General features: G+C 45.9%; 8 protein-coding genes. 7 read left to right on the forward strand and 1 reads right to left on the reverse strand.

What is annotated here, in order from left to right:
• The first annotated feature begins 45 nt into the window (after positions 1-45).
• The 6 genes from OH459_RS05670 (at position 46) to OH459_RS05695 (ending at position 21,393) form a co-directional block, all read left to right on the forward strand.
• The gene (locus OH459_RS05670) at positions 46-11,127 is read left to right on the forward strand and encodes a hypothetical protein (RefSeq protein WP_269986017.1); all 11,082 of its coding nucleotides are present in this window, start codon (positions 46-48) and stop codon (positions 11,125-11,127) included.
• 68 nt (positions 11,128-11,195) lie between these two features.
• Positions 11,196-14,711, forward strand: coding sequence for a hypothetical protein (locus OH459_RS05675; protein ID WP_009697023.1), 3,516 nt, complete (start codon positions 11,196-11,198; stop codon positions 14,709-14,711).
• A gap of 9 nt (positions 14,712-14,720) precedes the next feature.
• Positions 14,721-15,626 (forward strand): OmpA family protein, encoded by a 906-nt coding sequence (locus tag OH459_RS05680; RefSeq protein ID WP_269986018.1) that lies wholly within the window; start codon positions 14,721-14,723, stop codon positions 15,624-15,626.
• A 98-nt stretch (positions 15,627-15,724) separates the two neighbouring features.
• A complete protein-coding gene (locus OH459_RS05685) occupies positions 15,725-16,573 on the forward strand; it encodes a mechanosensitive ion channel family protein (RefSeq protein WP_005452782.1) in 849 nt (282 codons plus the stop codon).
• Between the two features lie 324 nt (positions 16,574-16,897).
• Positions 16,898-18,988, forward strand: coding sequence for an EAL domain-containing protein (locus OH459_RS05690; protein ID WP_017189567.1), 2,091 nt, complete (start codon positions 16,898-16,900; stop codon positions 18,986-18,988).
• 338 nt (positions 18,989-19,326) lie between these two features.
• Entirely contained in the window at positions 19,327-21,393 is a 2,067-nt protein-coding gene (locus tag OH459_RS05695) for an EAL domain-containing protein (RefSeq protein WP_269986019.1), read from the forward strand.
• A gap of 111 nt (positions 21,394-21,504) precedes the next feature.
• On the opposite strand, the gene azu is transcribed toward OH459_RS05695, so the two are convergent.
• Entirely contained in the window at positions 21,505-21,957 is a 453-nt protein-coding gene (gene azu / locus OH459_RS05700) for an azurin (RefSeq protein WP_005452777.1), read from the reverse strand.
• A gap of 611 nt (positions 21,958-22,568) precedes the next feature.
• Between azu and OH459_RS05705 the strand changes: the two genes are divergently transcribed.
• Positions 22,569-26,192, forward strand: coding sequence for an Ig-like domain-containing protein (locus OH459_RS05705; RefSeq protein WP_269986020.1), 3,624 nt, complete (start codon positions 22,569-22,571; stop codon positions 26,190-26,192).
• Positions 26,193-26,258: the final 66 nt, after the last annotated feature.

The following is a 26,258-nucleotide window of genomic DNA, read 5'->3' on the forward strand; positions in this document are numbered from 1 at the left end:
AATACTATTAGTAATGTTGCTGTAACGAATAAGATATGGGAAGTCATGTCTGGTTCGAATAAAGCATTTAGCCGCTTAACAATCTCTGATTCTCATACATTAGGTTCGAGCCCAGGCACTTACACCGCAAGTAACAGTAACCTCGATGTGAATGGGGCTAGCCTACTCCCTTTTGGACGGGTTACTTACCAAATTGAAGCGACCATTGCGGATGACGCCGCTGAGGATATTGTCTTAGGCAACACCGAGGTAAAAGGTACCGTTTCCGGCACAGAAACGACGTTTACCAATACATCAACGATTACGTTTACTCCTGCGGATTACGACTACACGTTAGAAGCTTCCGTTCAGCCGGCTCAATACCAAGTGGGGAGTAAGCTAACTTATAAGCTGATTGCGACCAACAGAGGCTCTGTTACCGTTAAAGGCTTAGATATCGAGCAAGCGTTCGAGACGCTGACGGCTCAAAAACAAGATGGCTCAACAGGTGCAGCTTTCAGTGATGTTCATATCAGTGCTAAAGCCTCGTCCGGCAGCAAAACGGGTACTTTTGCTACTTCTGGTGATTTGTCGGTTAAAGACGCTGAGCTCTCTGTTGGTGGTCACGTCACCTACACCATCAAAGCGACCGTTGTTGATGACCTTGTTGGCGACATTGTCACCAAAGCGACATCAACGACTCGTGCTGGCACTGTTAACAGTAGTGAACTTACAACGCCTCCGGCAGATCCAGATATCGCTCTGGCGCATACTTTACAGTCGACATCTCCTTACTTAATTAACGGTGAGGTTGATTTTCAAATCAAAGTCACCAACAACGGCGGAGCGATTGCTCACAATTATCATGTAAAACAGAATATTAAAGATTTGGTTAGCCCAAATGGTCTAGCTAATGATCGTACTTCTTCCTACAACAATACGGATGTGGACGGAAATCCTTTTGATGCTTGGGACATCACGGTATCAAACATTGGTGGAAAGTCAGATTCATCTTATGCGGGCAGTACGCAAACGAACGTTGACTTCAATGATATCGTTTCGATTTATCCAGGAGAGTCGATTACCTACCAAGTTAAAGCAACGTTAACCCCTGTTACCATTGGATCTCTGCAAGGTTTCACTGCGTCAGTGACGGATCAAGCTGACACCCTAGTTAAGAGTTCAAGTATTTCAGACACGGTAAATGCAGAGAAAGTACTGAGTGTTGCAGATTCCGACATTTCAATCACCAAAACGACCTCGGCGTCAGAGTATGTGCCAGGTGGTGAGATTGAATACGAAATCACGGTTACCAATGGCTCTTCCAAGTATTTTGCCAATAACCTTTTGGTCCAAGATAACCTGACTTGTGTGGTGACTGAACAAGCAGGCGGCGCGGGCGATGGTCAAGCTTTTGAAAAGTGGAAAGTGGATGTTATTTCAGGTGAGGATTCCATTGGTTCGGACCCTGGTTCGTTTAGTTATGGTACTTGGACGTCAAGCCCGCTTTCACTGACACCGGATATCGCGCCGGGCAAAACGATCAAATACAAGCTAACGGCAAAAACGAGTGATACGAGTACCGGTCTTATTTTGGATGACAGTGCAAGCTGTGCCAATGATAACGTGACGGAAGAAGGATCTGGTGTACAAACGCCGGACGATAATTTACGTGCGAGCAAAGATGTCGACAGTCGTTTCTACTCTTCCGGTCAGGCTCTGACATACACCATCACAGTAACCAATGATGGTGATGGTTTCGCTAACCAAGTTCAGGTTTTGGATGACCTTAAGTCAGTCAAAACTCAAGATATTCATGGTAGTGAGATCGCCGCGTATACGGGCTGGACCATTACCGCACAGGCTTTCAAAGATGACGGAAGTACTGCAACCGCAAGTGACACCGGTATTGCTGGTGAGGTGAAGTACCCGGATAACCTAAATGTGATTGCGACGCTTCAGCCTCACTCTTACATTGAATACACCATTGTTGCTGAAACCAATCCGCTCGCAAATGGACATATCTCTAACCAAGTGACTGTGGATGGCTCGGTTTATGCCGACCGTGGCTCTGACCCGCGTGACTTTGTTATTCAGTTAAACAAGCAAGTAAAAACAAACACAGATTCAAGCTTCCATGGTGAGCAGACGGCTTACTCAAAATTAGACAACGAAGTGACGTACCAAATCAGTCTAAAGAACGCGAAAGAGAATGGCTACGCGACTGACGTTGAAGTAAAAGATCTATTGTCGACGATTAAAGCTGGCGTCCTTGAGCCAGATGGCATGACGAAACCAGTGTTTAAGTCTTGGCAAATTAGTGCAGAGATTATTTCGGATGACCCTCGCCTAGATGGAAACGCTACATATACCGATGTTGGTACGTTCGCTGACAACACGGACTTAAATACCAAAGTGCAGATTCCACCGAACGTGGAAGTGCTATACACCATTGTGGCTCAAATCGATCGTGATACGCCTGATGAAATCCTCTTTACTCGCTTTAACAACACTGCGGATGTCAAAACGCCAGATTCAGGCATTCAATCTTCTGTGGCTGATACGGTTACCGTGTACCCACATGATCCAAAAATCATTGTTGTGAAGACAACTCCAGATGATGATTTTATTCCAGGAAAAGAGGTATCTTTCAAAATAACGGTAAGAAACAGAGGGCTTGGTTATGCAGACGAAGTTCGTGTATTTGATGATATCAAAGCTCTTAATGCCTTCTCTACCTGGAGTTACACCTCTGAAACTGACTCAAACAATTCGCCTTATAAAACAGGCAGCTATGCAGGGGACCCAAGTGGTTACCAAACGGATGAAAATCTTGATGCCCGAGTCGATATTGACCCCAATGTAAGTGGAGTTGATGGCTCTGTAACATTCGTTGTAACTGGTGTCGTTAAGAACGACTACAAGGAGAGTGAAATCTCTAACACGGCTGAAACCTACGATCCTTCGACCAATTTGAATCAGTCTTCTTCTGCTGAAATCGGTCATGTATCTGGGGATTCATTAAACGTTTCGATTCTTAAAACAGCCGATAAAGTTCGCTTTATTCCTGGTGAAGACGTGACTTATGAAATCCGTGTCAAAAACAATGGTTCAACTACAGAACATGGACTCAAAGTCTATGACTATCTGAATGATATCAAGTCAGTTCTAGCGAACGACAAAGACAATCAGTTCCAAGATTTTCCTGACCAAAACCCGTTTGAATACTGGCAGTTTAAGACTGGTTCAGATTTCGAGCCTGCCACTAACGATGATTTTATCTACCCACCGGGTGGTAAAGGCGCGACAATGAGCCTAGACCCTGGAGAGATTCGAACTTTTCAGATCAAAGCACGCGTCAAAGATAACGTTGTTGGCTCACTGGATGGAACCACTCTCAACAACAAGATCGAAAATGATGCCTACGTGTATCGTTATGTCGGCAACGACGAAGATTCACACGTTTCTCACCACGAAATGGAGCGCGCTTACAATGGCGGTGACGTGGTCAGAAAGCTGCTGGTTAACGGTAAAGAATCAAACTTCTACTCGCCGGGTGATACTTTAACCTATCAAGTGACCGTTTCTTCTCAAACGGGCTATGTGAACGATCATCCAGTTCAAGAAGATATTGATAGTGTTAAGACTCAGCTACTTGATGGTAGCAAAGATACGCCATATGCGTCTGGCTATACCGTTGATGTAAGTAAGCAAGATAGCAAAGGTGGTAAAGGAACCACCGATGGTACTTTGGATGGCACCGTTGCAGATAACCAGAACATCGATACAACGATTGATGTGGCTGGTGGTGATTCGGTGACTTTTGAAGTGGAAGGTGTTGTTCGTGAGGACGCCGTAGGCACGATTACTATCGGTGGTATCACAGTTGTTCCAAATGGCTACCATCTTTCATTTAGTAAAACGGTCGATCAATCCAGTTATGAGCCAGGGAAGCCATTGGTTTACCGATTAACCATTGAAAACGATGGTAAAGGTAACGCCTATAACATCCCAGTGATTGATGAATTGTCGGGTATCACGGTTGATCTCGTCGATGGTAAAAATGAAAAAGCCTTTGATTCTGGTTGGACGGTAGCGCCACGTATTGTGAGTGGCAGTGATAAAGCGATCCTCGATTTAGATAGCAGTATCGCGAATAACAAAGACATCAATACCCATGCCTCCATCCCGACGGGTACAAAGATTGAGTATGTAGTTACTGCAACCGTCAATAAAAATGCGGTGGGTAAGATCCTAAACCTATTGACCGTCGACGGCGATACCGTGAGTGCAGAGACTAAGGCATCTGCCGAGAAATACGATTTCTCTAAACACGTCGTAAAACTCTATGACCAAGATGGCACCACCGAATTGACAGGTGGATACACGCCTGGTGGTTACATCGAATACGAAATCTTATTGAAGAACTTAAACAACGTTCACATCAATCAGATGCCAATCAAAGATGAAATCAGCAAAATTCAAACGGATTACTTTGGCGGTGTGAAAGGTCGTGCGTTTGACTCATGGACGATTACTCCGAGTGTGGACGCGAGTACGATCAGTGATGCGGGTAAAGTCAGTAACAACACGGACATCAATACTAACTTCAACCTCGCGGCAAATGAGTTTGTAACCGGCGGTACGTTTGTTAAGTACACCATTAAGGCGAAGATTAGTGAGCAAGCCGTAGGGCAAATTCTCAACGTAGCTGTCGTTGATAACAGCCATAACTTGCCATCAGAGCCAGTGAACATGCTGCCAGCAAATATCTCTAAAACGCATAAAGCGTATACGGATACAACGTTTGCTACGCATAAAACCACTTACAATCACACAACAGGTAGCGAGAAGATCGTTTACCACTTGCGTATCGAGAACAAGGGTAAAGGTCTGGAGTACAACAAATCTCTCGAAGAGTTTTTCTCGAAAGTCAAAGTTCGTACTGCACAGAATGCGGATGGTGAAGCAGACTCACAGACGCTACCAGCATTCGATCAATATGGTTGGACTGTGAAGGCAACGACTTCTGGAGAAGCAACGACGCTGATCGATGGGTATGTAGGCGGTGCCGATGTCGATATTGATATCGCCAAGCTGTCTATTGCTCCAGGTGGTTGGATTGACTTTGTTATGGAGTCGCAAATTCGTCAAGACGCACTTGACCAAATCGTAGTGAAGCCGAAATACAATGGCTCTAACTTCAGTGCAGCGACGGTTACTCCGGAAGGCAGCAACCTTGCCGTGAGCAAAGAAATTGTGTCTATTGCAGGTAAATCTTACACATCGGGCGATACTTACAAGCCTAACGATGAGGTGATTTACAAGTTTACTGTTACTAATACAGAGCCTGTTTGGCGTGACCAGACGGTAATCCAAGACATCGTGTCTGGCGTTCGTGTTGAAGTCGTAGGTGGAACCACGAAGTCGGCATTCTCAGAGACATCAATCTCTCATATCTTTACCTCTACAGGTACCTCGGGAACGCAGGATACCTACATTGAAACTTATGATGCATCCGATAACTTGGACCTGTTAGTTGATATCGCTCCTGAAGAAGTCATAGAGTTTACGGTGAAAGGAAAAGTTCGTCCTGACGCGTTAGGAGACATTGATGGCAACACCGGGCGAGCAGGCAATCAAAGCGATACCACAGATGTGATTCCACCAGTGGCTCCTGTATTGAGCTTTGAAAAGTCGGTACTGAGTACGACGGCTGACAGCAGCACTTGTACCTTCCCATCGACCTCGGGCTCTGGGTGTCATTACAACCCGAATGGTCAAGTGCAATACCAAGTCAGTGTTACCAATACGGGGGAGAGTATTGCTAACGATGCCACAATCGTGGATGAACTGAACACAATTAACACATCCGATGGCAAGCCAGCATTCCAAGATTACAGTGTTGCCATTATCAGTGCTCCAGATGCGGATAGATTCTCTATCACTGGTGATTATCAAGGTACAGTGCCACTTAATGCGGCATTTGATTTGATGCCGGGAGATACCGTGGTATTCGAAGTTGATGGTACGGTAGCTGCAGACGCAACAGGCACTATCACTAACATCGCCAAGGTGAATGGTGACGATAGTAATCCCGTTGTTCTTGACCCAGGCACGTCGAGCCTAATCGCGCAAAAATCTACAGATACACCGACCTACACGCCTGGTTCAGAAGTTCGTTATCAAATGCGTATTCGAAACCAAACATCGAATAACGAGAAGATTGATATTCGAGATGCTATTAGCAGTTACAAGGTAAAAGTGGCTGACGGTTCAGAGCAGGTAGCATTAAAAGATTGGACAGTCAGCGCTCGTGTGATTTCTGATGGCAACCCGTCATATACGGATATTACTAACCTCAATAGCATTGCCGCGAATAGCGACATTGATGTCACAGTACAAATGGGCGGTAAAGCGGCTGACGATACTTACACTGAGATTTTAATTGAGGTTGTAGGGCATGTTCGTGATGACGCAGTTGGTGAGTTTACCAACCAACTACAAGGTAAGTTGAACTCGGGGTCGACCTTTTTCACTTACAACTTAAAAGAGAAGGTGATTGTCCCAGAACCGGGCAGCTTGACAGTAACGAAAGTCACGTCGACTACGCCGGCTATCTACCACCCTGGTGACACCATTGGTTATGACATCGAAGTCAAAAATACCGGTGATGGTTACGCAACGAATGTCCTGATCGCTGATCTTTGGAAAAATATTCGTGCCGATAAAGCGGGCTCTACATTACCAGTGCGCGCGTTTGATGCTTGGTCTGCTACCTCAATCAATGTTGTGGGCACTACCCCAAATCTGACGCAACAGATTGCTGGCTCGGAGATTACAGGCGATAAAGGCGAAGGCTATCAAGTTCGTTACAACATTCACCCTGACCATACGGTTCAATTGCATGTTGAAGGTGTCGTAAAAGCGGACCTTGTTGGCGACATTACTAACCTGGTGGAAGTGAGTGATTCAAGCGGCTCCCAAACAGCTGAAGCAACTTATGTTGCTGCGACGGCAGATCTTTCTGTCGATAAAACGGTTGATAAGAACCAGTATGAATCTGGCGATACACTGACTTATACAATCAAAATTGAAAACACGACCGCGAACTGGGCGAATGACGTTCAAGTTAAAGACCTTGTAAACGACATCACCTCTACCAACATTACTGGTGCAACGGTGAAAGCGTTTGAGTCTGGCACTATCTTCTTTAATGCAGCTTCGCAAACTGGTGATACAAAGTTCCCATCAGCGACAGGGGAGTTCTTGGACGGTAGTTTGGATATTGGTCCAAATGACGTTGTGACTCTGACCGTCGAAGGGGAGCTAGATCCGGAAGTTGTCGGGGATGTCACTAACAAGGTCGAAGTGACTTATAACGGCACGACCAAGACTGCTGACGCGACCAGTACAGCAAAAATCCCAGATTTAACCTTCACAAAAGAACCGATGGTTGAGTTCTATAGTCCGAACCAAGCAGCTGGCTACATCTTGAAAATCGTTAACCAAGATAATAGCTACGCCAATGACATCAACCTGAAAGATGAGATTGGCGCATTGACAGTAACGACGGTAGATGGCTCGACCAATCAAGCCTTCTTGCAATGGGCAGTGCAATACGTCTCGGGCAGTTCATTAACAACGGTGGATGCAAACTCTCTAGTCGTGGACAAGGACATTGACTACAACATCGACCTTGCGCCAAATGACACCATCACACTGTACGTGATTGGTCTCGTCAATGCTGAGGCTACAGGAGATATCGTTAACCAAGCGACCTTGAACCATAACAGCAAAGACGTTACTGCGACTGCGACGCTGAAACCTCGCCCGGGTGACATCGTTCTGGAGAAAACCACTGATGAGCGTTACTACCAGCCGGGTGAGTTCTCTACTTTCCGCGTCAAAGTGACCAACAACGGTTCAGGCTTTGCGTCAGATGTCAAAGTGGAAGACTTCATTTCTGCTCTGGAAGTGGAGACATCGGGCGGCGCTATGGCACCAGCATTCAAAGACTGGACAATCGTGACTACGAAGGGCGACCCTCGCACCAATATCGAGAAGGTCCCAGGACCAAATGATGATATCTCTACCAATATTGATATTGCGCCAGGTGATACGGTGGAGTTTGCCATTACGGGTGCGGTCAATGTCAGTGCGGTCGCAAACGTTGTAAACACTGCCACAGCAGAGTTTGGCGGTGCAACGATTGATGCTACGGCAACTTTGGAAACCTTACCTGAGGAAGTATGGATAGAGAAAACGGTGGAATCACCTATCTACATTCCGGGTGAGGATGCGGTATTCCACGTTCGTGTATACAACGGTACTGATGGCTTTGATAACGACATCAAACTCGATGACATTCTGTCGGGTATCAGAACGACTAACGTGAATGGTGTCAGTGATCGCGCGTTTATCAGTTGGACAATTAAAACCACTAGCAAAGACACTCGTACGACGATTACGCCAATGCCGGTAGATGATCGAGACATTCGTTCGGTTATTGATATCGCGCCACATGACATCGTTGAATTCACGATTACCGCGAAAACGAATCCGTTGGCAGCAAGTGACATTACCAACATTGCCACTGCGGATTTGAATGGCACCGCGCAGCAATCGAGCGCGACGATTCAACCGCAGTCTCAGGGTATTTCTATCGAGAAGACCACCGACAGTGAGTACTACATTCCGGGTAAAGAAGCGACTTTCCGTGTCAAAGTGAAGAACGAAGGTACGGTGCCAGCAACAGACGTTGAGGTGAAAGATGCCATCAGCGATCTTGACGTAGTGCGCCTTGATGGCACCACCGTTAAAGCCTTCGACTCTTGGCGTATTGATGTGAATAAGAGCAATCCAGAAACAGACATCACTAACATTCCGGGAGTGAACGCAGACATTGACTCAATGCTGACGATTGCCGCGAATGATGAAGTTGAGTTTGTGGTCACAGGGCTTGTTAATCAATATGCGACGGGTGAGATTGAAAACACCGCAAGTGCCACATTCCGCGGTGATACTCAAGAAGCGAGTGCAACGCTGCTATCGATGCCAGAATCCGTCAAGCTTGAGAAAACTGTTGACGAGGAATATTACCGTCCGGGCGAAAATGCAACTTACCATGTCGTGCTGAGTAACGAATCTGGCTCATTCACCGAAGAGATTGTACTTAAAGACCTGCTCTCTGAATTGAAGGTGAATACGATTCATGACACCGAAGCCGCTGCATTCACCAGTTGGAGAATGACAAGTTCATACAGTGATGATCGAACCATCGTGTTGCCAAAAATCCAAGGTGATAACGTGGATATCAATAGTCGTGTAGTGCTTGCTCCAAACGACAAACTGGAAATCGAAATCACAGGTGTCGTGAACGTGGATGCCATGGGGGAAATTACCAACCATGCGTATGCGTACGATAAAACAGAGAGTGATGTGCTTGCTGACGATTTCGTTACGATTAAGCCACAGCCGATCATCCTAGCCGTCACCAAGGTTGCGGATAAAACCGAATACACCAATGATGACGATGAAATCACCTTTACCATGACGGCAACCAACCGTGGTTCTGCTGATGCTGACAACGTTAACTTGTTGGATGAAATCGATAAGTTGATTGGCAGCAATGGAAATGCGTTATTTACCTCGTGGACGGCGACCATCACCGAGCTTAAATCTGGTGCTGTGGTATCGGTTGACTCAGATAATAACGTTGACTCAAACCACACCATGAAAGCCTACCAAGGTAACGAGTATCAAATTGTGGTGGCAGGCGAGATCAATCAGGGTATTGATGACAACTTCACCAACGTTTTCACTGCGACCGCGCCGACGGGCGAAGTTGCGACCGCCAATGTCACTATCAAAGTGAAGAAACAAGCTTACAACGAAGGCATGCTGACCGTAACTAAGGTTGCGAGTAAGTCAGAAGCGAGTGTGGGTGAAGTGGTGGAGTACGAAGTAACCATCACTAACGAAGATAAAGAAAACCCATTCACGGGTGTGCGTTTGGTGGACCGTTACCCAGGTGGCTTTGCTTATATCCCAGATTCTACTGAGATGGTGAATAGCGGTCCTGATGGTGTATTTGACACTTCAGATGATATTCAAATTTCAGTGGACCCGACCAAAACCAATCAGCTGATCTTTGACGTTGGTGACATGAATATTTACGGCAAAGGCGATTCTAAAACGGCTGATTCTGTTCGTATTCGTTACCTAATGCGGGTCAGTGTCGGTGCCACCTTTGGTGTCTATACCAACACTGCATGGGCAGAAGCGCCACCAGCAGAGAGCTTCTCTGCTCAGAGTGCGACCACAAGCTATGTGGTGAAATCTAATCTAGCTAGTGCAACGGTGGAAGTGATGCCAGATAAGGTATTCGACACCGCTTCGATCATCGGCAAGGTGTTTGAGGATCACAATGGTGACGGCTTCCAAGCAGATGCGACAGCGGATGATATTTATATCGATGTCGATTTAACCGCAGGTGACTACATTCCCGGTTCAACCTTCATTACGCAAGATGGTGTTGAAACGCAGCTTAAAGACGTTCAAGTCACGCAACAAGGTCAAGGTGTGCTGATGTCGAGCATCGACAAAGGCTACGAAGTGGATGAGTTATACGGCTTGTCACGCAATCGAACGCTTGAGCACAGCAACAAAGTTGCATTCCAATTCAAGACTCGAACTCGCCAAGGCTTCCCATTCAAGGTGACCACGGATAACGGCACGCATATCGAGTTCGACAAGCAAGGTAATGCGATTACCAAGCACAAAGGAGACAAGAAAAAAGGTCTGTCAGCAGAGAACATTGATGTAGTGAGAAACCTCTACCGAGATGGTGATGCGTATTTATGGGAAATCATCGTAGAGAACAAAGGGCTATACGAAGATGGCATTCCAGGAGTTCGATTACTGACCGTCGAAGGCATCATTATCGAGACAGACCAATATGGTCGATACCACGTTCCAGATCAGTGGGTGTTGAATAAGAAAGGTAAGCAGTTCTTGGTCAAAGTTGACACAGACTCGCTACCAACAGGCATGAAGGTGATCAGTGAGAACCCGAAAGTACGCCGAATTACACCAAACAAGCTGACGAAATTTAACTTCAGTATTCAAAGCAGTGGGGATGATTAACCGTTCGAAGAACAGACGCTGGCTGGGGGCGTCCCAGCCGACAATTCAAACGGTTAAGCAGGATTATTATGATTAGATTGAGACCATCAAAACTGACAATGTGCATCGCGGCTGGTTTGCCGATACTTTCCTACGCGAAAGACACCAGCCAATTGGAAAAACTTGACAGTGACTCTCTGGGTATTGAAGTTAAAGCTCACGAACAAACAGATAACTCGCGCATCTACTTAGATCAAGGTGCGATTTGGGTAAGCCGCGACATCATGCGTTTTGACCCAGTGCTCGACCTGAGCATCAGCAGTGATGTGGAAGTGAAAGATGGCAAGCCATTACAAGAGATGAGCTTCGCTATTACGACCAACTTTAGCTACTACGTCGATCATTACCAACTTGAGGTGTTTCGGGGTGGAGACCGCGGTTTAGTGAACCCATTAGCCGTGGTAGAAGGACAGCAATTTGCTAATGACTTCAACATTGTTTGGGACGGCGCTACCACGCAAGACTACCAATTTGAATCGAACACACAGCTGTTGTTCCGCCTAAAAGCCTTCGATAAAGACGGCAATATGGACGTGACTACAGTTGGTGTGATTGACCTTGTTGAGCCTGATTCTGAAGTTGATATCGATAAGAACGACGGTGAAGAAGAGCAAAGCCGCAAGCTAGGTAAGGCTCAGTTGATGCGTCACAACATTCCAACCTCTGCGGGTCTGGCAAGATTCATGGGTACGGGACTAAAAGGCGTCGATAAAGTCGTGATTGGCGAAGACGAGTTCGATGTGGAAGAAGGTGAGCTATACGCAGAGCAATACCTACCAGCAGACGCTTATTTATTCCCAACTCGCGTGGTGTTCGACAATGGTGAAGAGCGCCGTTATCAGCTTTATGTACGTATTCCAGATGAGTATTGGGTACAAGCGGGTCTTGCTGACTTCTACATTGGTAAAAACAAGGTCACCGGTAACTCAGCGGCATTGGCCGTCGACGACCAATACCAAGATGACATCTACAACCAAGGACGCTTAGCGTACTTTGGACAGGGTAAGTTTGGTGACAAACTCAGAATTACTACTCACTTTGATACCAAAGAGAGTGACGTTCGAGACATGTTTAAGCACCCGTTTGCCTCTGATTCATCCAGTGTATTCGACATTCTAGAAGACGACGATGAGATGTATTACGGCAACTACGGTGACAGTTCGAACATCTACAAAGTGGTCAATACCAAAGGTAAGGTTTATCTCAACGTCGAATACGATAAATCCAATGTGTTGTGGGGTAACTACAACACCGGAATTACGGGTACAGACAACAACGATTACAACCGTAGCTTATATGGTTTCAAAGGTGATTATCGTACTCGCTCTACCACTAAGTTTGGTGAAGATCGCCTGAACATCGTTGGTTTTGCGGCTGAATCGGACTCGCTCTTTGCTCACGATGAATTCTTAGGCACTGGTGGTTCGTTGTACTTCTTACGTCATGGTGAAGTGGTTCCGGGCAGCGACAAGGTGATGGTGAAAGTTGTTGACCCTGACAGCAGCATTACGGTTCAGGAAATGCCACTACAATCGGGACGAGACTATGAAATCGACCCGTATCAAGGTCGCATCATTCTAACCAGACCACTAAACAACATCATTTCTGATAACTTTGGTTCGGTTATCAACGACCAGCCTTCTTCTGGCTACGACAACTATCTTGCGGTGGATTATGAGTACGTGCCTCAAGGCACTGATGCGATAGATTCTATGACTGCTGGTGGTCGCGTGAAAGGTTGGGTGAACGATTACATCGGCGTCGGGGCAAACTACCAAACCGAAGAAAAAGACAATCAAGATTACGAAGCATACGGCACAGACTTAACCTTGCGTGCTTCAGAAGGCACCTATTTAAAAGCCGAATTCGGGCACAGTAAAGGTCGACAAACTGATTCTAACTACGTCTCTTTAGACGGAGGTTTAACTTTCACCCCAATTGGCAATAACGCAGAAGATCGCGAAGGTGATATCTACCAAGTGAAAGGGGTGATGAACCTATACGATCTCGCTCCGAACGTCTTTTCTGCAGTGGGTAACGACGTCAAAGCTTGGTACAAATCCAAAGATGCAGGCTACAGTTTTGCCAGCCAAGATGACGACTTAGAGCAAGAGTCATACGGTACTGAAATCCGTTTCCAAGCTACTGACCGAGTTGCAGTAAAGACGCGCTTTACCTCGGTTGAAGAACGTGAATCAGACGGTGATTTACGCACCGATACCCAACAAGCGGAATTGGAAACTCAAGTTAAGGTTACCAAACACATCAAGATCTCGGCGGCGGGTAAACAAGTTGAAGAGCTAAACAACCAAGATGAAAAAGGCAAAGGCACCTTAGCGGGTCTGCGTGCTGACTACATCTGGGATAGCGATAACAACGTTTATATCAAAGGTCAGAAAACCGTAGGTCAAACGGATGAATACGACGAGAACGACAGCGTCACTCTGGGTGGTGAAACCCGGATTCTAGAAGACTTTGTGGTAGGTGCTGAATACACCACTGGCGATCGTGGCGATGCCGCAGAAGCGAGTGTGACGTATGACGTAACCGAAGATTACAGTACGTATTTAACCTATGTAGATGACACATACGAAGGCAAAAACAATGTGATTGTTGGTCAGCGTGCAGACCTAACTTCTACGGTTGATTTCTACCAAGAAAACCAATTTGTTGATGAAAACAACGGCAAAGGTCGTATTGACTCGTTTGGCTTTGGTTACGACATGAACGACGACATCGACATGGGCATCGGCTACCAAAAAGGCGAAATCGAAGACGAACAGAAGATCACTACTGAACGCCAAGCGGTGAGTGTTAGCACTTCGATTGATGTCGATGACGTGCTGTTCAAGAACAAAGTGGAGTACCGTGTCGACAAGACCGATGATTCCGCAGACCCAGATAAGAAACGTATCGACCAATGGGTGACGACTAACCGTTACACGCATCACCTGACGGAAGAGTACACCTTATTTGGCAAGTTCAACTACTCGCGCTCTGAGAGTAAGTCGAGCGATAAAGTATTGGCTCGCTTTATTGAGTCGACGGCAGGACTGGCTTATCGCCCAATCTACAACGACCGTTTGAACTTGTTATCTCGCTACACCTATTTGGTGGATTTCGACCAGCTCAACCGCGATGTAGATTACAAAGATGAAGAGAGCCATATCATCGAAATTGAAGGTATCTATTCGTTGGATGCAAATTGGGATTTAGGCGCGAAATACGCATTCAAGGACAAACATGAAATCTTCACTCGTCAGTCAGGCGAAGACATTCCTGTCGATAGCAAAATTTCATTGTACGGCTTGAGTGCATCTTATCGTGTCATGAAAGATTGGGATGTTACCGGCGAGTACCATTGGAAGACGGACAGCACCTACGATGAGCTAGAGCAGGGCGCATTGGTTTCCGTTAACAAACATTTGAGTGATAACTTCAAAGTCGGCGTGGGTTACAACTTCTCGGGCTTTGATGGCAACCTAGCGAATGATGACGATTACGACGCATCAGGCGTGTTCATTAACCTAGTTGGTAAGCTATAAGAGGGCGATATGAAAACGACGATTCGTTTGTTAAGTGGCATGATCGCAGGGGCAATATTGGCAGGTTGTTCGGCGGATGCGTATGTAAGCCAAGAGAACCAAGAAAAGTTTGCGGACGTGAATGTCTCCAAGTTTCTGATCAGTGAATGTTTGGCGCCGCAGCGCGAAATTCATATCGCGGTTGCCGAACATTTCGATTTCGATAAGTCCACCATTCGTGAAGCCGATGCGGCAAGTCTAGATGCGTTCATCCATGATATTCAAGGCTTGAGTGGGCGCATCACGATTGTTGGTCATACCGACTTTAAAGGCTCTGATGAGTACAATGAGAAGCTGTCTATGCGCCGTGCTGAATCGGTAGAGGCGTATCTTCAGCAACAACTTGACCCCGAGCAATACGATTGGGAAGTGAAGCACTTTGGTGAGTCGCAGCCGCTAGCGTTGGGTAAATCGGATCAAGCTCGCGCCGAAAACCGTCGCGCTTACGTTATGTTTGAAGAGGCGAAGAAATACGAAGAGATGCCTTTCTGTGAGCCGCCAAAACCAGAACGCAAGATCTACATGGCGATGACACCACACTTTGATTTCGATAAGTCGGAATTAAAACCGGAAGACCTTTCACAATTAGATGACTTCATCGCCAAACTGCAAGGTTTAGAAGGTAGCATTATGGTGGCTGGTCATACCGACCAAGTGGGCTCGCTCTCTTATAATGAACAACTGGCGGAGCGAAGAGCGCAAACCGTAGTGGCGTATCTCAAGACGAAACTCGATCCATCGCAGTTTGTGTGGGAGGTAAAAGCCTTTGGTGAGCTTCAACCTGTGATCAACGAAGAATCTCCAGAAGCCAATGCTTTAAACCGCCGTGCGTTTATCGTATTTAAAGAGAGCGAACTGGGGCAACCGACGGAATAATTTGGTAAGGTTGTCCTCTCGCAAGCTAGCTACCTGTTTTCATAGCGGTAGTTAGCATACAAAGGTCAACCTATCCAAACCAAACAGGGAGTCGGGTAATGGAGAAAGTGCAGTTAGTCGTCGATTTTCTTCTCACTCACAAAATTTTATTTTCCGCATTAATCCTGCTGTTCATCATTGTTCTGCGTCGTTTGATTCTGTCTCGAATTCGTGGCGACGATGCCTTCATTACGGAAGAACAACGCAGTTGGATGTCGAGAACCAAAAACGGTACGTTCGCTCTTACGCTGATCCTGTTGTTCATCTTATGGCAATCAGAAATCAGCGAGTTCGCCCTAAGCGTTACCGCGATTGCAGTAGCGATTGTTGTCGCATCTAAAGAGATTATTCTTTGTTTTACTGGTTCGATTCAACGAGCCAGTTCTCGTTCATTTCGCATTGGTGACTGGATTGAAGTCGGTAAGCTATGTGGCGAAGTGATTGAGCACAACATGATGGCGACAGTGATTCAAGAAATCGACCTGCATCATGGGCAATACCACTTCACAGGAAAAACCGCGACGTTGCCTAACAGCATGTTTTTCACCTACCCAGTGAAGAACCTCAACTTTATGAAGCGTTACGTTTACCATGACTTTTCTGTTGTGGTGAAAGACTTCGTCAACCTATACCCAATTTTGCCATTACTGACCGATAAGATTGACGAACATTGCAGTTACTTTGCTGATGTCGCGCATCGCTACAACGCGATGATTGAAAAACACGCCGGTGTCGATCTTCCGGGTGCAGAGCCGCATATCCATATCTCAAGCAACATCAATGGTGAGCAAATCGTGCATATCATGATTTTCTGTCCAACGGACAAAGCCAACCACTTAGAACACCTGATTCGCAAAGACTTTATGGAGCTGTATGAGCAACGATTCCCGATGAATCCGGAACACTGAGTTCTCGCTCAATAATCATCACCTCAATGTTAACCCTCACCAATCAAAGGTGAGGGTTATTTTTATTGCTCATTTGTCGTTACGACAAAATATCTTAATGGATCGAGGCGCATATAATCGTTAAATTACGCCCGCAATCTGTCCTCAGACAACTTCCGCTTGTTGCTAAAAATACACAATAAAAACATCAATTAAGACTACTCAGATAGTCCGTACCGTAATGGTTGGCTCCCCACGGGCTCTACGACTTAACGGTAAAGGTTGCACGCATGGCTGTTTATTAAACCGCTGAATCTCTTCATAACATTACTATTAAGATGCTTCATGCAAACTGGCTTTAAAATCAAATTTTCGCCTTCTCAACGTCTATTCGCATTGATGGGGCAGTGGCAGTCAGCGTCGAAATCCTATTTAACGGATTTGGCGTCAATCGCATTGCTGCTGTTACCTTTGATTCTGTCTAATGCGTTGGCAGTTTTTTTTGGACACGTATTCCGTTTTACTGGCTTAGCGGATTTTTCCCAACTACTGTTTCATGTATCAGATATCCTGATCAACTTATATCCAAGTGCATTCTGCGTGGTGGCGGGTTACTACCTTTCCCATAAAACCAACGTTTCGAGCGCCGTGTTCATCATCTATTCGTTGATCATGTTCTACTTGATCTCAATAGAGAATGGCAGTCTTTCACAGACTTACATGTTACCGAACAACCCATTGTTGGCGTTATTGAGCGCGACAATGACGTACGTTTACTGCAGCATTTTCAAGATACGTCTGTTAGAACCCCAAGCCCTCGACTTTTCATCACGACTGCTTAAGCACGTGGTGCACTTTTTCTTATTTGTGCTCATCGCGTTGGTGATGTCCCATTTCACGGCGATCTTTATGGCGTTGTCAGGTGGCATGGTTCGTGAGCTCGGCGTAGACCCGCTGACATTCAAAGGTGGTTTGATCTATCAAACTGTGCTGGGTTTACTTGGCTCGATTGGCATCAATGGGCACAACCTGTTGTTTGCGATTAAGCAGCAGATCTTTGCCGCAACCGAAGCCAATGTAATGGCGTGGCAGGCCGGAGAGGCGTCACTGAATGTGATTAGCCAAGGCTTTTACGACGCATTTATGTCGATGGGCGGATCTGGCAACTCGATCAGTTTGCTTTTCTGTGTGCTGATGTTTGCTAAAGAGCGCAATCATTTGATGCTTGCTCTGGCAGCGATGCCTCTGGTGATCTTTAACATCAACGAGGTTTTGTTGTTTGGTTTGCCAATCATCTTCAACCCGATTTTGATCATTCCTTTTGTGCTCGTGCCGTTAGTGAGCTTTGTCATCACCTTTTTGTGCATTTCATCGGGGTTGGTACCGCCGGTAGAGAATATTGTGAACTGGATGACACCACCCTTGTTCAGTGGCTATATGGCGATGGGGAATCAAATAGAAGGTTCGATTCTTCAAGCCTTCATCATTGTATTGGGCATCTTCATCTATCGACCGTTCTATTTGGCGTACGCAGGAAAATACTCAGCACAGTTTCGTGCGAATACGGCTTATACCGGTATCGAAAGCTCGATATTTAAATCACTGCTAAGTAACGTAAAGGCGTCGAACAACTCCAGTATCAGTAAGTCGACGGCGCAGAAACGCTTAACCACGATTTTGCGTGAAGGTGAGTTAGTGATGTTCTATCAAAAGCTCCAGTCGACCAAAAACGTCAGTGAGTTTTCTTATGAAGCGCTACTTCGTTACATCGATAAAGATGGCACGTTATGCCCGCCGACGTTTGTGAGTGATTTTCAGATGCTCAACTCGATGCCATTGCTGGATAAGTTGGTGATAGAGAAAGTCTTGGCAGACATGCAGAAAATGCACTTATCGAAAGATCGTCGTATTGCCATCAACATCGCGGTGGCGACGATAGAACAAGAAGAGTTTGTGCCGCATTTGCTTTCGCGTTTAGCCCATTACGGTATTTCTCCTGAGTGGTTGGAAATTGAAATCACAGAAGAAGCGATTCTCAGCAATAAGGTTTTTTTGATCAAAACAATGGAAGCGCTTCAGGCACAGGGTATTCGTATTGCAATGGATGATTTTGGTACAGGCTATGCGTCGTTTCCACACCTGCTGAAATACCCATTCGACAAGATCAAACTAGACCGTTCACTTTTGTTGGATGCAAACAATCAAAAGGGCAAAGATCTCTACAAGTTGGTTGCGAAACTAGGTCACATCACCCATTGTGAAGTCGTGGCAGAAGGGGTGGAGACGCAAGCGGAATATGACTTTGTTAAACGCTGCGGCGTGGACAAAGTGCAAGGTTATTTCTTTGCTCGTCCATCGCCTTTATTAGACATTCTTGGTGAACAGCAAGAAAAACCATTTCTATCGTCACAATTACAAAGTCGAGTGGAAATATAGACTTGCTGGCGCTAATGTGCGCCTCCTTGCTTAAATAGCAGGCGAATTAACGAACGACGTTGACCTTAGAAGCAACGCGTTTCTATCAAACGAAAGAGTACCGAGGGGCTTAAAAGGTGCTCTTTCTGTTTGGTCGATTACAACAAGTTGGCTGTGGCTACCCTTGTTGAGTGACTATTCGCAACGTTGAACGATCAACGCTTTGTTACTCGAATGATACCGTCCTCGACGTGTTTGTCGAAACTCTCCCTCATTGCGAAACAAATTAAATGGATTTAATTGCGGCGAATTTCTTGAGCGGCTCTTTGAGTCGTACTTTGATGGATTAACTGAGCCAAATGAACAATCGATACATTAATCGGCTTTTTACTGTAATTTCTTCCAACTTATACATTAATGGTTTGTGTAACGTCTTAGTGATGTTGCTGCCTGTTTCATTGATTTCTGCATTCAGTACATTGTTAAGCAATCTACTGATGATCGCAGGCTATGAACAACTTGGTATGACTGTTGGGGCAGCAAGCGCCATTATTTGGAAGCTATTTCCCATTTTGCTTCTAGTGTACTTCTCGCAGTTCCTTTCCTCTTTGCTAAAAGTCTCGCGAGTAAACGTGATAACGCCTTCGTTGATGATTTACTTTATCGTCTGTAACGAATGGGGCTTATTGCAAGATGGTACTGTTGTTCCGAGTAACTACCCATTAGCGATTCTGGTTCCGACAGTCGTCGCTTGGTCTGTACGCTTCATGCAAAACCGCAGATGGTTTATGCGTTCTGATTTACCAAATGTGGTGGATCAATCATACAACCTCATCATGGCGACCGTAGTCTTGGTGGTTGGTTACACTGTGTTGGGCTATGCACTTGGACAGGCATTCTGTGCCGCTGATATTGCAGATCTGTTACTGCCGAAATTAGACCCAAACTCGTTGCTTGATGGGATCATTTATGAGTTTGTGCGTAACCTATTTTGGTCGATTGGCATCAATGGTCACATCATTTTTGCCCCTTACAAGTCAGAGCTTTATGAGGTAACTCGTGTCGCGATAGAAAACCACGAAGCGCTGGGCACACCACTGCCAATTTTAACCACAAACTTCTTTGATTTTTATGCAGGAATGGGTGGTGCAGGGAACACCATTTCGTTGGTGCTGTGTATGCTGTTTCTGACTAAAAATCGCAGTTATAAAGCCTTGGCGGCAACAGCACTGGTGTTGAGCTTGTTTAATATTAACGAGCCCATTATTTATGGCTTACCCATCATGTTCAATCCAGTCATGATTGTGCCATTTTTAATCGCACCTGTTGTGGGGTTAGTCATCGCGTATATTACAACAGCAATGGGGTTGGTGGCACCGATTACCGAGATCGTTAGCTGGATGACTCCGCCGCTCGCCAGTGGTTACATCGGGACTGGTTACACATGGACTGGCGTGGTGTTACAACTGATCATCATCTTAGTCGGTGTGCTGATTTACTATCCATTCTTCAAGCAAATGGACAAGATTGGGAATGCGAATACGTTGTTTGCAAAGTCAGTCTCTGATGATTTTTTCAATTACGAGGGATTAGACAATGGCAAAGTCGCTGGGGCATTTTTCCCTGAAATTACCAATAAGTTCGCGGCACAAAAACGTATCAGTGATCTGAAAAAGCATGGCGAGTTCGTGTTGTTCTACCAACCGCAGGTTAATGCTCGCACAGGGGAGATTCGGTCGCTTGAAGTACTGATTCGTCACCGCTCAGAAACGGGCGAGATCACGCCTCCAACGTTTCTTGAGGACTTTGCCAAAGTCGGCTTAATGAGTGAGTTGGATTTATGGGTGGTTGAGACCACACTGCGTGAAGTGGCGCCTTTGGCGAATCGACCAAATTTTAAGGTCTCGATTAACTTATCTCCAGAAACTTGCTTGGTGCCAGACTTCACCGAAAAAGTATTGACGATGATTAACGAAAGCGCGTTGTCTTGCTCGCAAGTTGAGTTTGAAATTACTGAAGACATGTTGATTCAAGATGAGCATCGTACACACCGTGTGTTGAGCACACTGCGAGAAGCGGGGGTGAGGATTGCCTTGGACGATTTTGGTTCAGGTTATTCGTCAATTGGTTACTTGTCGAAATACGATTTTGATAAAGTGAAAATAGATCGTTCGTTGGTGCTTAATCTCAACAACAAAAATGGTCGTGAGCTGTTTAGGCTAACGGCGAAACTCGTAAAAATTACTGGTGCTGTTACGGTGGCAGAAGGCATAGAGACAGAAAGCGAACTGGAGTTTATGGCAGAGCTCGGTATCGATCTGATCCAAGGCTTCTATTTCTATCAACCAATGCCCTTCGACGATGTTGTAAAGCTTGAATACAGTCAGCGAGAAGAGAGTCTGGATTACGATCACTTTGCATTTTAAGACCGAGGTGAGCAGATACAAAAAAGGGAAGCGCTCAGCTTCCCTTTTCTTTTAGGTTCAATTTATGTCGATCTAAGAATCTCAAACCAGAATACTTAGATGAAGGCGTGATTATTTGAACTCGAATTTACCCTGCATGATTGCCCAGTGACCTGGGAAAGAACAGAAGAACGAGTAATCGCCTCCCGGAGTCATCTTCTCAGTGCTGAACGTGATAGAAGTGCTTTCACCACCGCCAACCACTTTAGTGAAGGCATAAACACGGTCATCGTTTGGTTTCACGTAGTTGTTTTCTAGACCAGCAGACATGCCTTCTGTACCCACTGCTTGAAGGTTTGCCGTATCAGTAATCACCACGTTATGACCCATTGATTGCGCAGGCATTTTACCAGTGTGGTTCAGCGTCAGTTTCACTTCTTTACACGTCGCTGGCACGCTCAGTGTTTTGGTCGAAAACTGCATCATATCGTTAGCATCGATGGACACTTCACACTCTGCGCTTGCTTGCGCGCCAAAGCTTAATCCAACTAGTGCAAAGGTTGCTGCTACTAAACGTAAAGACATATAACACTCTCCATATTTTATTTTTGGGCTGACTTGGATTCAAACCGATCCAATGCATCTCATTATCATCGAATATTCCAATTGAAACCGTGCTTCAATCCGGATATTGACGTTTTGTTGCAAAGTTATACTTATCGTTTTCACTGGATGATCATTCATATGCCTTATTTTGAACGCTTCATTTAAGAAGTGTGAAGACGATCTTTATAACCACCTCAGATGCCTATTTGTGTCTTCAGAACGCCCTGATTTTGGCGTTTTTTTCGCTAACATGTAACTAATTATTTCAAGTGTTTTTATTCTGTAACTTATTGATTTTAAGATGCATAAAAGCAAAGTGAAGACAAATTCTTATCTCGATTGTCACCAGAAAATAGATTTGTTTTATCCAGTGCACACTTTCTGAATTTTGAACTAGAGTCCCAGTTTTTTGTTTGCTTACCGATTGCGTACGAAATGTCGTCAAATTGACGCGAAAAGACGCTTTATTTTTGGCACTTTTACACCTGTAAGTTGGGTTACATTTAGTTACATCTGTCCGCTGCGACGCGAAAAAAGTCCCCCTCTATAATGCCTTTCCTTTTTATTGTTGTTTGTATAAGTCCTTAATTATGAGAAAGAATACGCTAGCGATCATGCCAAGTGTTTTAGCACTGGCGATCGGTATGGGGTTGCCTGCTGCACACGCAGGAGTGATCACAGACGCAACTATCGTCGGCTCAGAAAGCCAGTGGTGGAACACTTACAAAGTGATCCTAACGAACGACGGTTCAAAGCCAGTTGAACTTCGTGATGCGAAAGTGACGTTTGATTCAAACCTATCAATGTCGACCCCCTCTTGGTCTGCGACTGGCATCAGCTACCCGGGCATGAAGTTCACCAGCGACGCACAAGGCAACGTCTTCAAGAACACGCTCGCGTTGGCTTTTGATAGCGGTAGCTGGGTGAAATCACAACTTCCGGCAGGTGAGCGTATTGAGCTAACTCTGGGTGTGAGTGGTGTATTGGATCTGACTCTTCTTCAAAATACCATTCGTCTGATCGCTGATGGCGAAGGTGAAGTAGGTGAACCAGAAATTTCTCTTCAATTAGCTTCGCCAGTGAACGGTGCTGAGTTTGAAGAAGGTCAAGCGGTTGCCATGCTAGCGAACGTTACGGCAACCAACACCAGCGTTAAAGCTGTGACTTTCTTTGTCGACAACAAACAAGTTGCTCGTGTAACGCAAGCCCCATTCCAAGCAACTTGGACTTCTGTTGGCGCAGGCACTCACACGATCAAAGCTGTAGTAGAAGACACCTCTGGTTTAACCCAACAACAAGCGGTCAGCATTTCGGTAAAAGAGAAGCCAGTTGAGCCACCAGTGGTACCTGAAGTCCATGAGCTAACATTCGTCGCGCCTACACAGGATCAAGCATTGATGGTGGGTCAGGCAACGACGATTAAAGCCCGTGTTGATGGTGAATTGATCTCTAAACTGGAGTTTTGGGCGAATGACCGCAAGTTAGGTCAACGTAACATCACAGCAGGTCAAACGACGTATTCTCAATCTTGGACGCCAAATGAAGTGGGTAATGCGACACTTAAAGTGGTGGTTCTCGATCAGAACAACCAAATGGTCGAGCAACGCAGCATCGCAGTTGCAGTTGAAGCAGCCCCAAGCTTTGTTAAGCCAGAAGTGAGCTTCTCTTCGCCTTCGAACGGTTCTAAGTTTGAAAAAGGTGAAGCGGTATCCATTTCTGTTCGTGCAACGGATGCTGATGACGATTTGTCTCGCGTTATCGTGAAAGCAAACAACAAGCAAATCTGTGATTTCAACGCATCAACTACAAACCAGTTCTCTTGTAACTGGACGGCGTCAGAAGTCGGTGCAGTTAAGCTAGAAGCGATCGCAACAGATGCTGAGAATCTAACGGCGACAGCACGTGTAAACATCACAGTTGAAAAAGTAGAAACACCGACGCCTCCGCCAACAGGTGGACTATGTGTTGATTTTAATGTGTACCCAGACTGGACTCGTGGTGATCACGCAACAGGCGGCGACATTATGGTTCATAAGAACATTGCCTACTCAGCGGTGTACTGGACTCAATCTGTTCCTGGCAGCGATAGCTCATGGTCATTACATCTAAACTGTGATGGTACTGAGCCGGGTACAGCGCCAGCGCTATCATTGCGTAACCCAATGGACCCAGTGCGTCTAGAAGTGGCAGGTTGGCCAAACACATTCGTAGTGGCGAGCCCATCCACTCAAGCACCAAGCACACTGACTATTGCAGCAAGCAGCAGTGATGCGCTCACAGACCTAGAGCAACTGACACGTTCGTTTGTGTCGGCTATCGAACAAGCAGACAACGCGGGTACTGCATCTGTCGTGATTCGATCGGATGTTCTGGATCTCGCTACGCAAGACAAAGGTGCATCTTTTGGTCCCGTTGCGGTTAAACAAGCACTGACGAATGCCATTGATATTACGGGTAGCCGTATTGATATCGATGCGATCAACGCACTGAGCGATGACGTGAAAGGCTGGGCACATGCTTACAACTTGATCTTCACAACCCTTGCGCCACAAGCGACATTTGGTTGGTCATTAAGCATTGGCGAGTTTGCTTACGATACCCACTCTGGTCGTCAGTCTGTATGGGATGAAGCGTCCGTTTTCACTGCCGATCTACTTGATAGTTTCGAGCTTTACAAAGCAGATACTGCGAACAAAGCTGACTTTGTGGTGTTTACTAAATCGAATGCAACCACGGCACTAACCAGCGAGCAGTGGCATCACGCACTTGAATACGTAAAACAGGTAACAGATTACGTTGATGCGCCTGCAATGTTAGCGAACATGCCAACAGAGCAAACCGCAAATTACTTCATGGGCAATACTCAAACCGATCAGCAAATCCGTAAAGCCGCGTACAGCAACGTATTTGCATTGATGTTTGATCAAGACTCTCAAGCTCTAACCAGCAAAATTGAGCTTTACCAAACGGCGAAAGTGCCACTGTACTACGTAGGTGAAGAGTTAGAGAAAGGTTCGTTGACTCGCATTGAAGCGCTAAACCAAGAGTTAGCAAATGCTGAAAGCGTAATGGATAACGAAGCCTTCCTATACGAAACGCCACAGTCTCAATGGGTTCCGTCAACGGTTTACAAGTGGAACGACTTCTTAGATGGCTTGAACGCAATGCACAACATTGGTGTGGCGGGCAATAAGTTCTGGTTGATGAACGATGAAGTTGATGATGCAACCAACATCAAATACGCGAAAGTCGCGATTGCTGCGTTCCTTGCGCAAAGTATGCAAGAGACCATCCGCTACAACGCGTGTGATGAAAACAACTGGTCTGAAGTGAAATACGGCGCGCCTGCGGATTACCCAATGACAGCAAGTTGTGGTCAACTGGGTCAGAAATACGCAGATTACGGTGTAAACCCAGTTTCAGGTTTAGATCATGCGTACTCTTGTCCTCGTGATGACAAGATGGAAGTCAGTGCGTTGACTCATGCGAAATGGTATGGTGCTCCAGCTCCAGTCTTTGCAGCACCTGATGCAGTACTTGAAGAGCGCGGTCTATTGGTGAACGGTGCAGCAGGTCGTTGGACAAACAACGGTCACTGTAACGATGTTCCAGAAAACGTAGATACGTCTAAGCAAGTTTGGGAACGCGACGAGTGTAAGACTTACGTTGGTCAGAAAGCAGGTAAGTTCATTTGGGACGGCAGCAGCCAAGAAAGCGTTGAAGGCTGTGGCTGGTGGGGTCGTGGTGTAATCCAAACCACAGGTCGTCAGAACTTTGGTACGCTTAACCACTACCTAGGTCGTTCGCACGTTGATCCATCAACCATTGGTAAGACAATTGATGGCGTAACGGTAGAAGCGCCACCGGCGAACCCACTTTATGCTGAGCTAGACTTCTGTTCTAACCCAGGTCTGATTTGTAGCTCGGAAGAGAACAAAGAGATCAAGTGGATCGCAGGTCTGTTCTACTGGGTAACGTCAGTTCAGGCATACAACGATGAAGGCGGTCAGTACGCTGATTGGAACTACCACAATGAGCTGAAGAAGTATGTAGATAGTGGTCTGCAAGGTTCTCAATTTATCGATGACGTTTCAGGCATCGTTAACCGTGGTTGTCCGGACCTGACGTGTTCGACAGGTGATGTTCACAATGTGAAAGAGCGCCGCGAGAACTTCAAACTGGTACTACAAAAGCTAGGTCTTGATCCTCGCTAATTAAGACAAAGCAACATCAATGAAGAAAAGCCATCACCGAAAAGTGGTGGCTTTTTTGTTTTTAGC

This window comes from Vibrio sp. MM46, from assembly GCF_027587135.1.
In the GTDB taxonomy this organism is placed as follows: Bacteria; Pseudomonadota; Gammaproteobacteria; order Enterobacterales; family Vibrionaceae; genus Vibrio; species Vibrio harveyi.

Coding starts and splice junctions, on each gene's coding strand:
- OH459_RS05670 (WP_269986017.1), top strand. CDS start 46: ATGTCTGGTTCGAATAAAGCATTTAGCCGCTTAACAATCTCTGATTCT.
- OH459_RS05675 (WP_009697023.1), top strand. CDS start 11,196: ATGATTAGATTGAGACCATCAAAACTGACAATGTGCATCGCGGCTGGT.
- OH459_RS05680 (WP_269986018.1), top strand. CDS start 14,721: ATGAAAACGACGATTCGTTTGTTAAGTGGCATGATCGCAGGGGCAATA.
- OH459_RS05685 (WP_005452782.1), top strand. CDS start 15,725: ATGGAGAAAGTGCAGTTAGTCGTCGATTTTCTTCTCACTCACAAAATT.
- OH459_RS05690 (WP_017189567.1), top strand. CDS start 16,898: ATGCAAACTGGCTTTAAAATCAAATTTTCGCCTTCTCAACGTCTATTC.
- OH459_RS05695 (WP_269986019.1), top strand. CDS start 19,327: ATGAACAATCGATACATTAATCGGCTTTTTACTGTAATTTCTTCCAAC.
- azu (WP_005452777.1), bottom strand. CDS start 21,957: ATGTCTTTACGTTTAGTAGCAGCAACCTTTGCACTAGTTGGATTAAGC.
- OH459_RS05705 (WP_269986020.1), top strand. CDS start 22,569: ATGAGAAAGAATACGCTAGCGATCATGCCAAGTGTTTTAGCACTGGCG.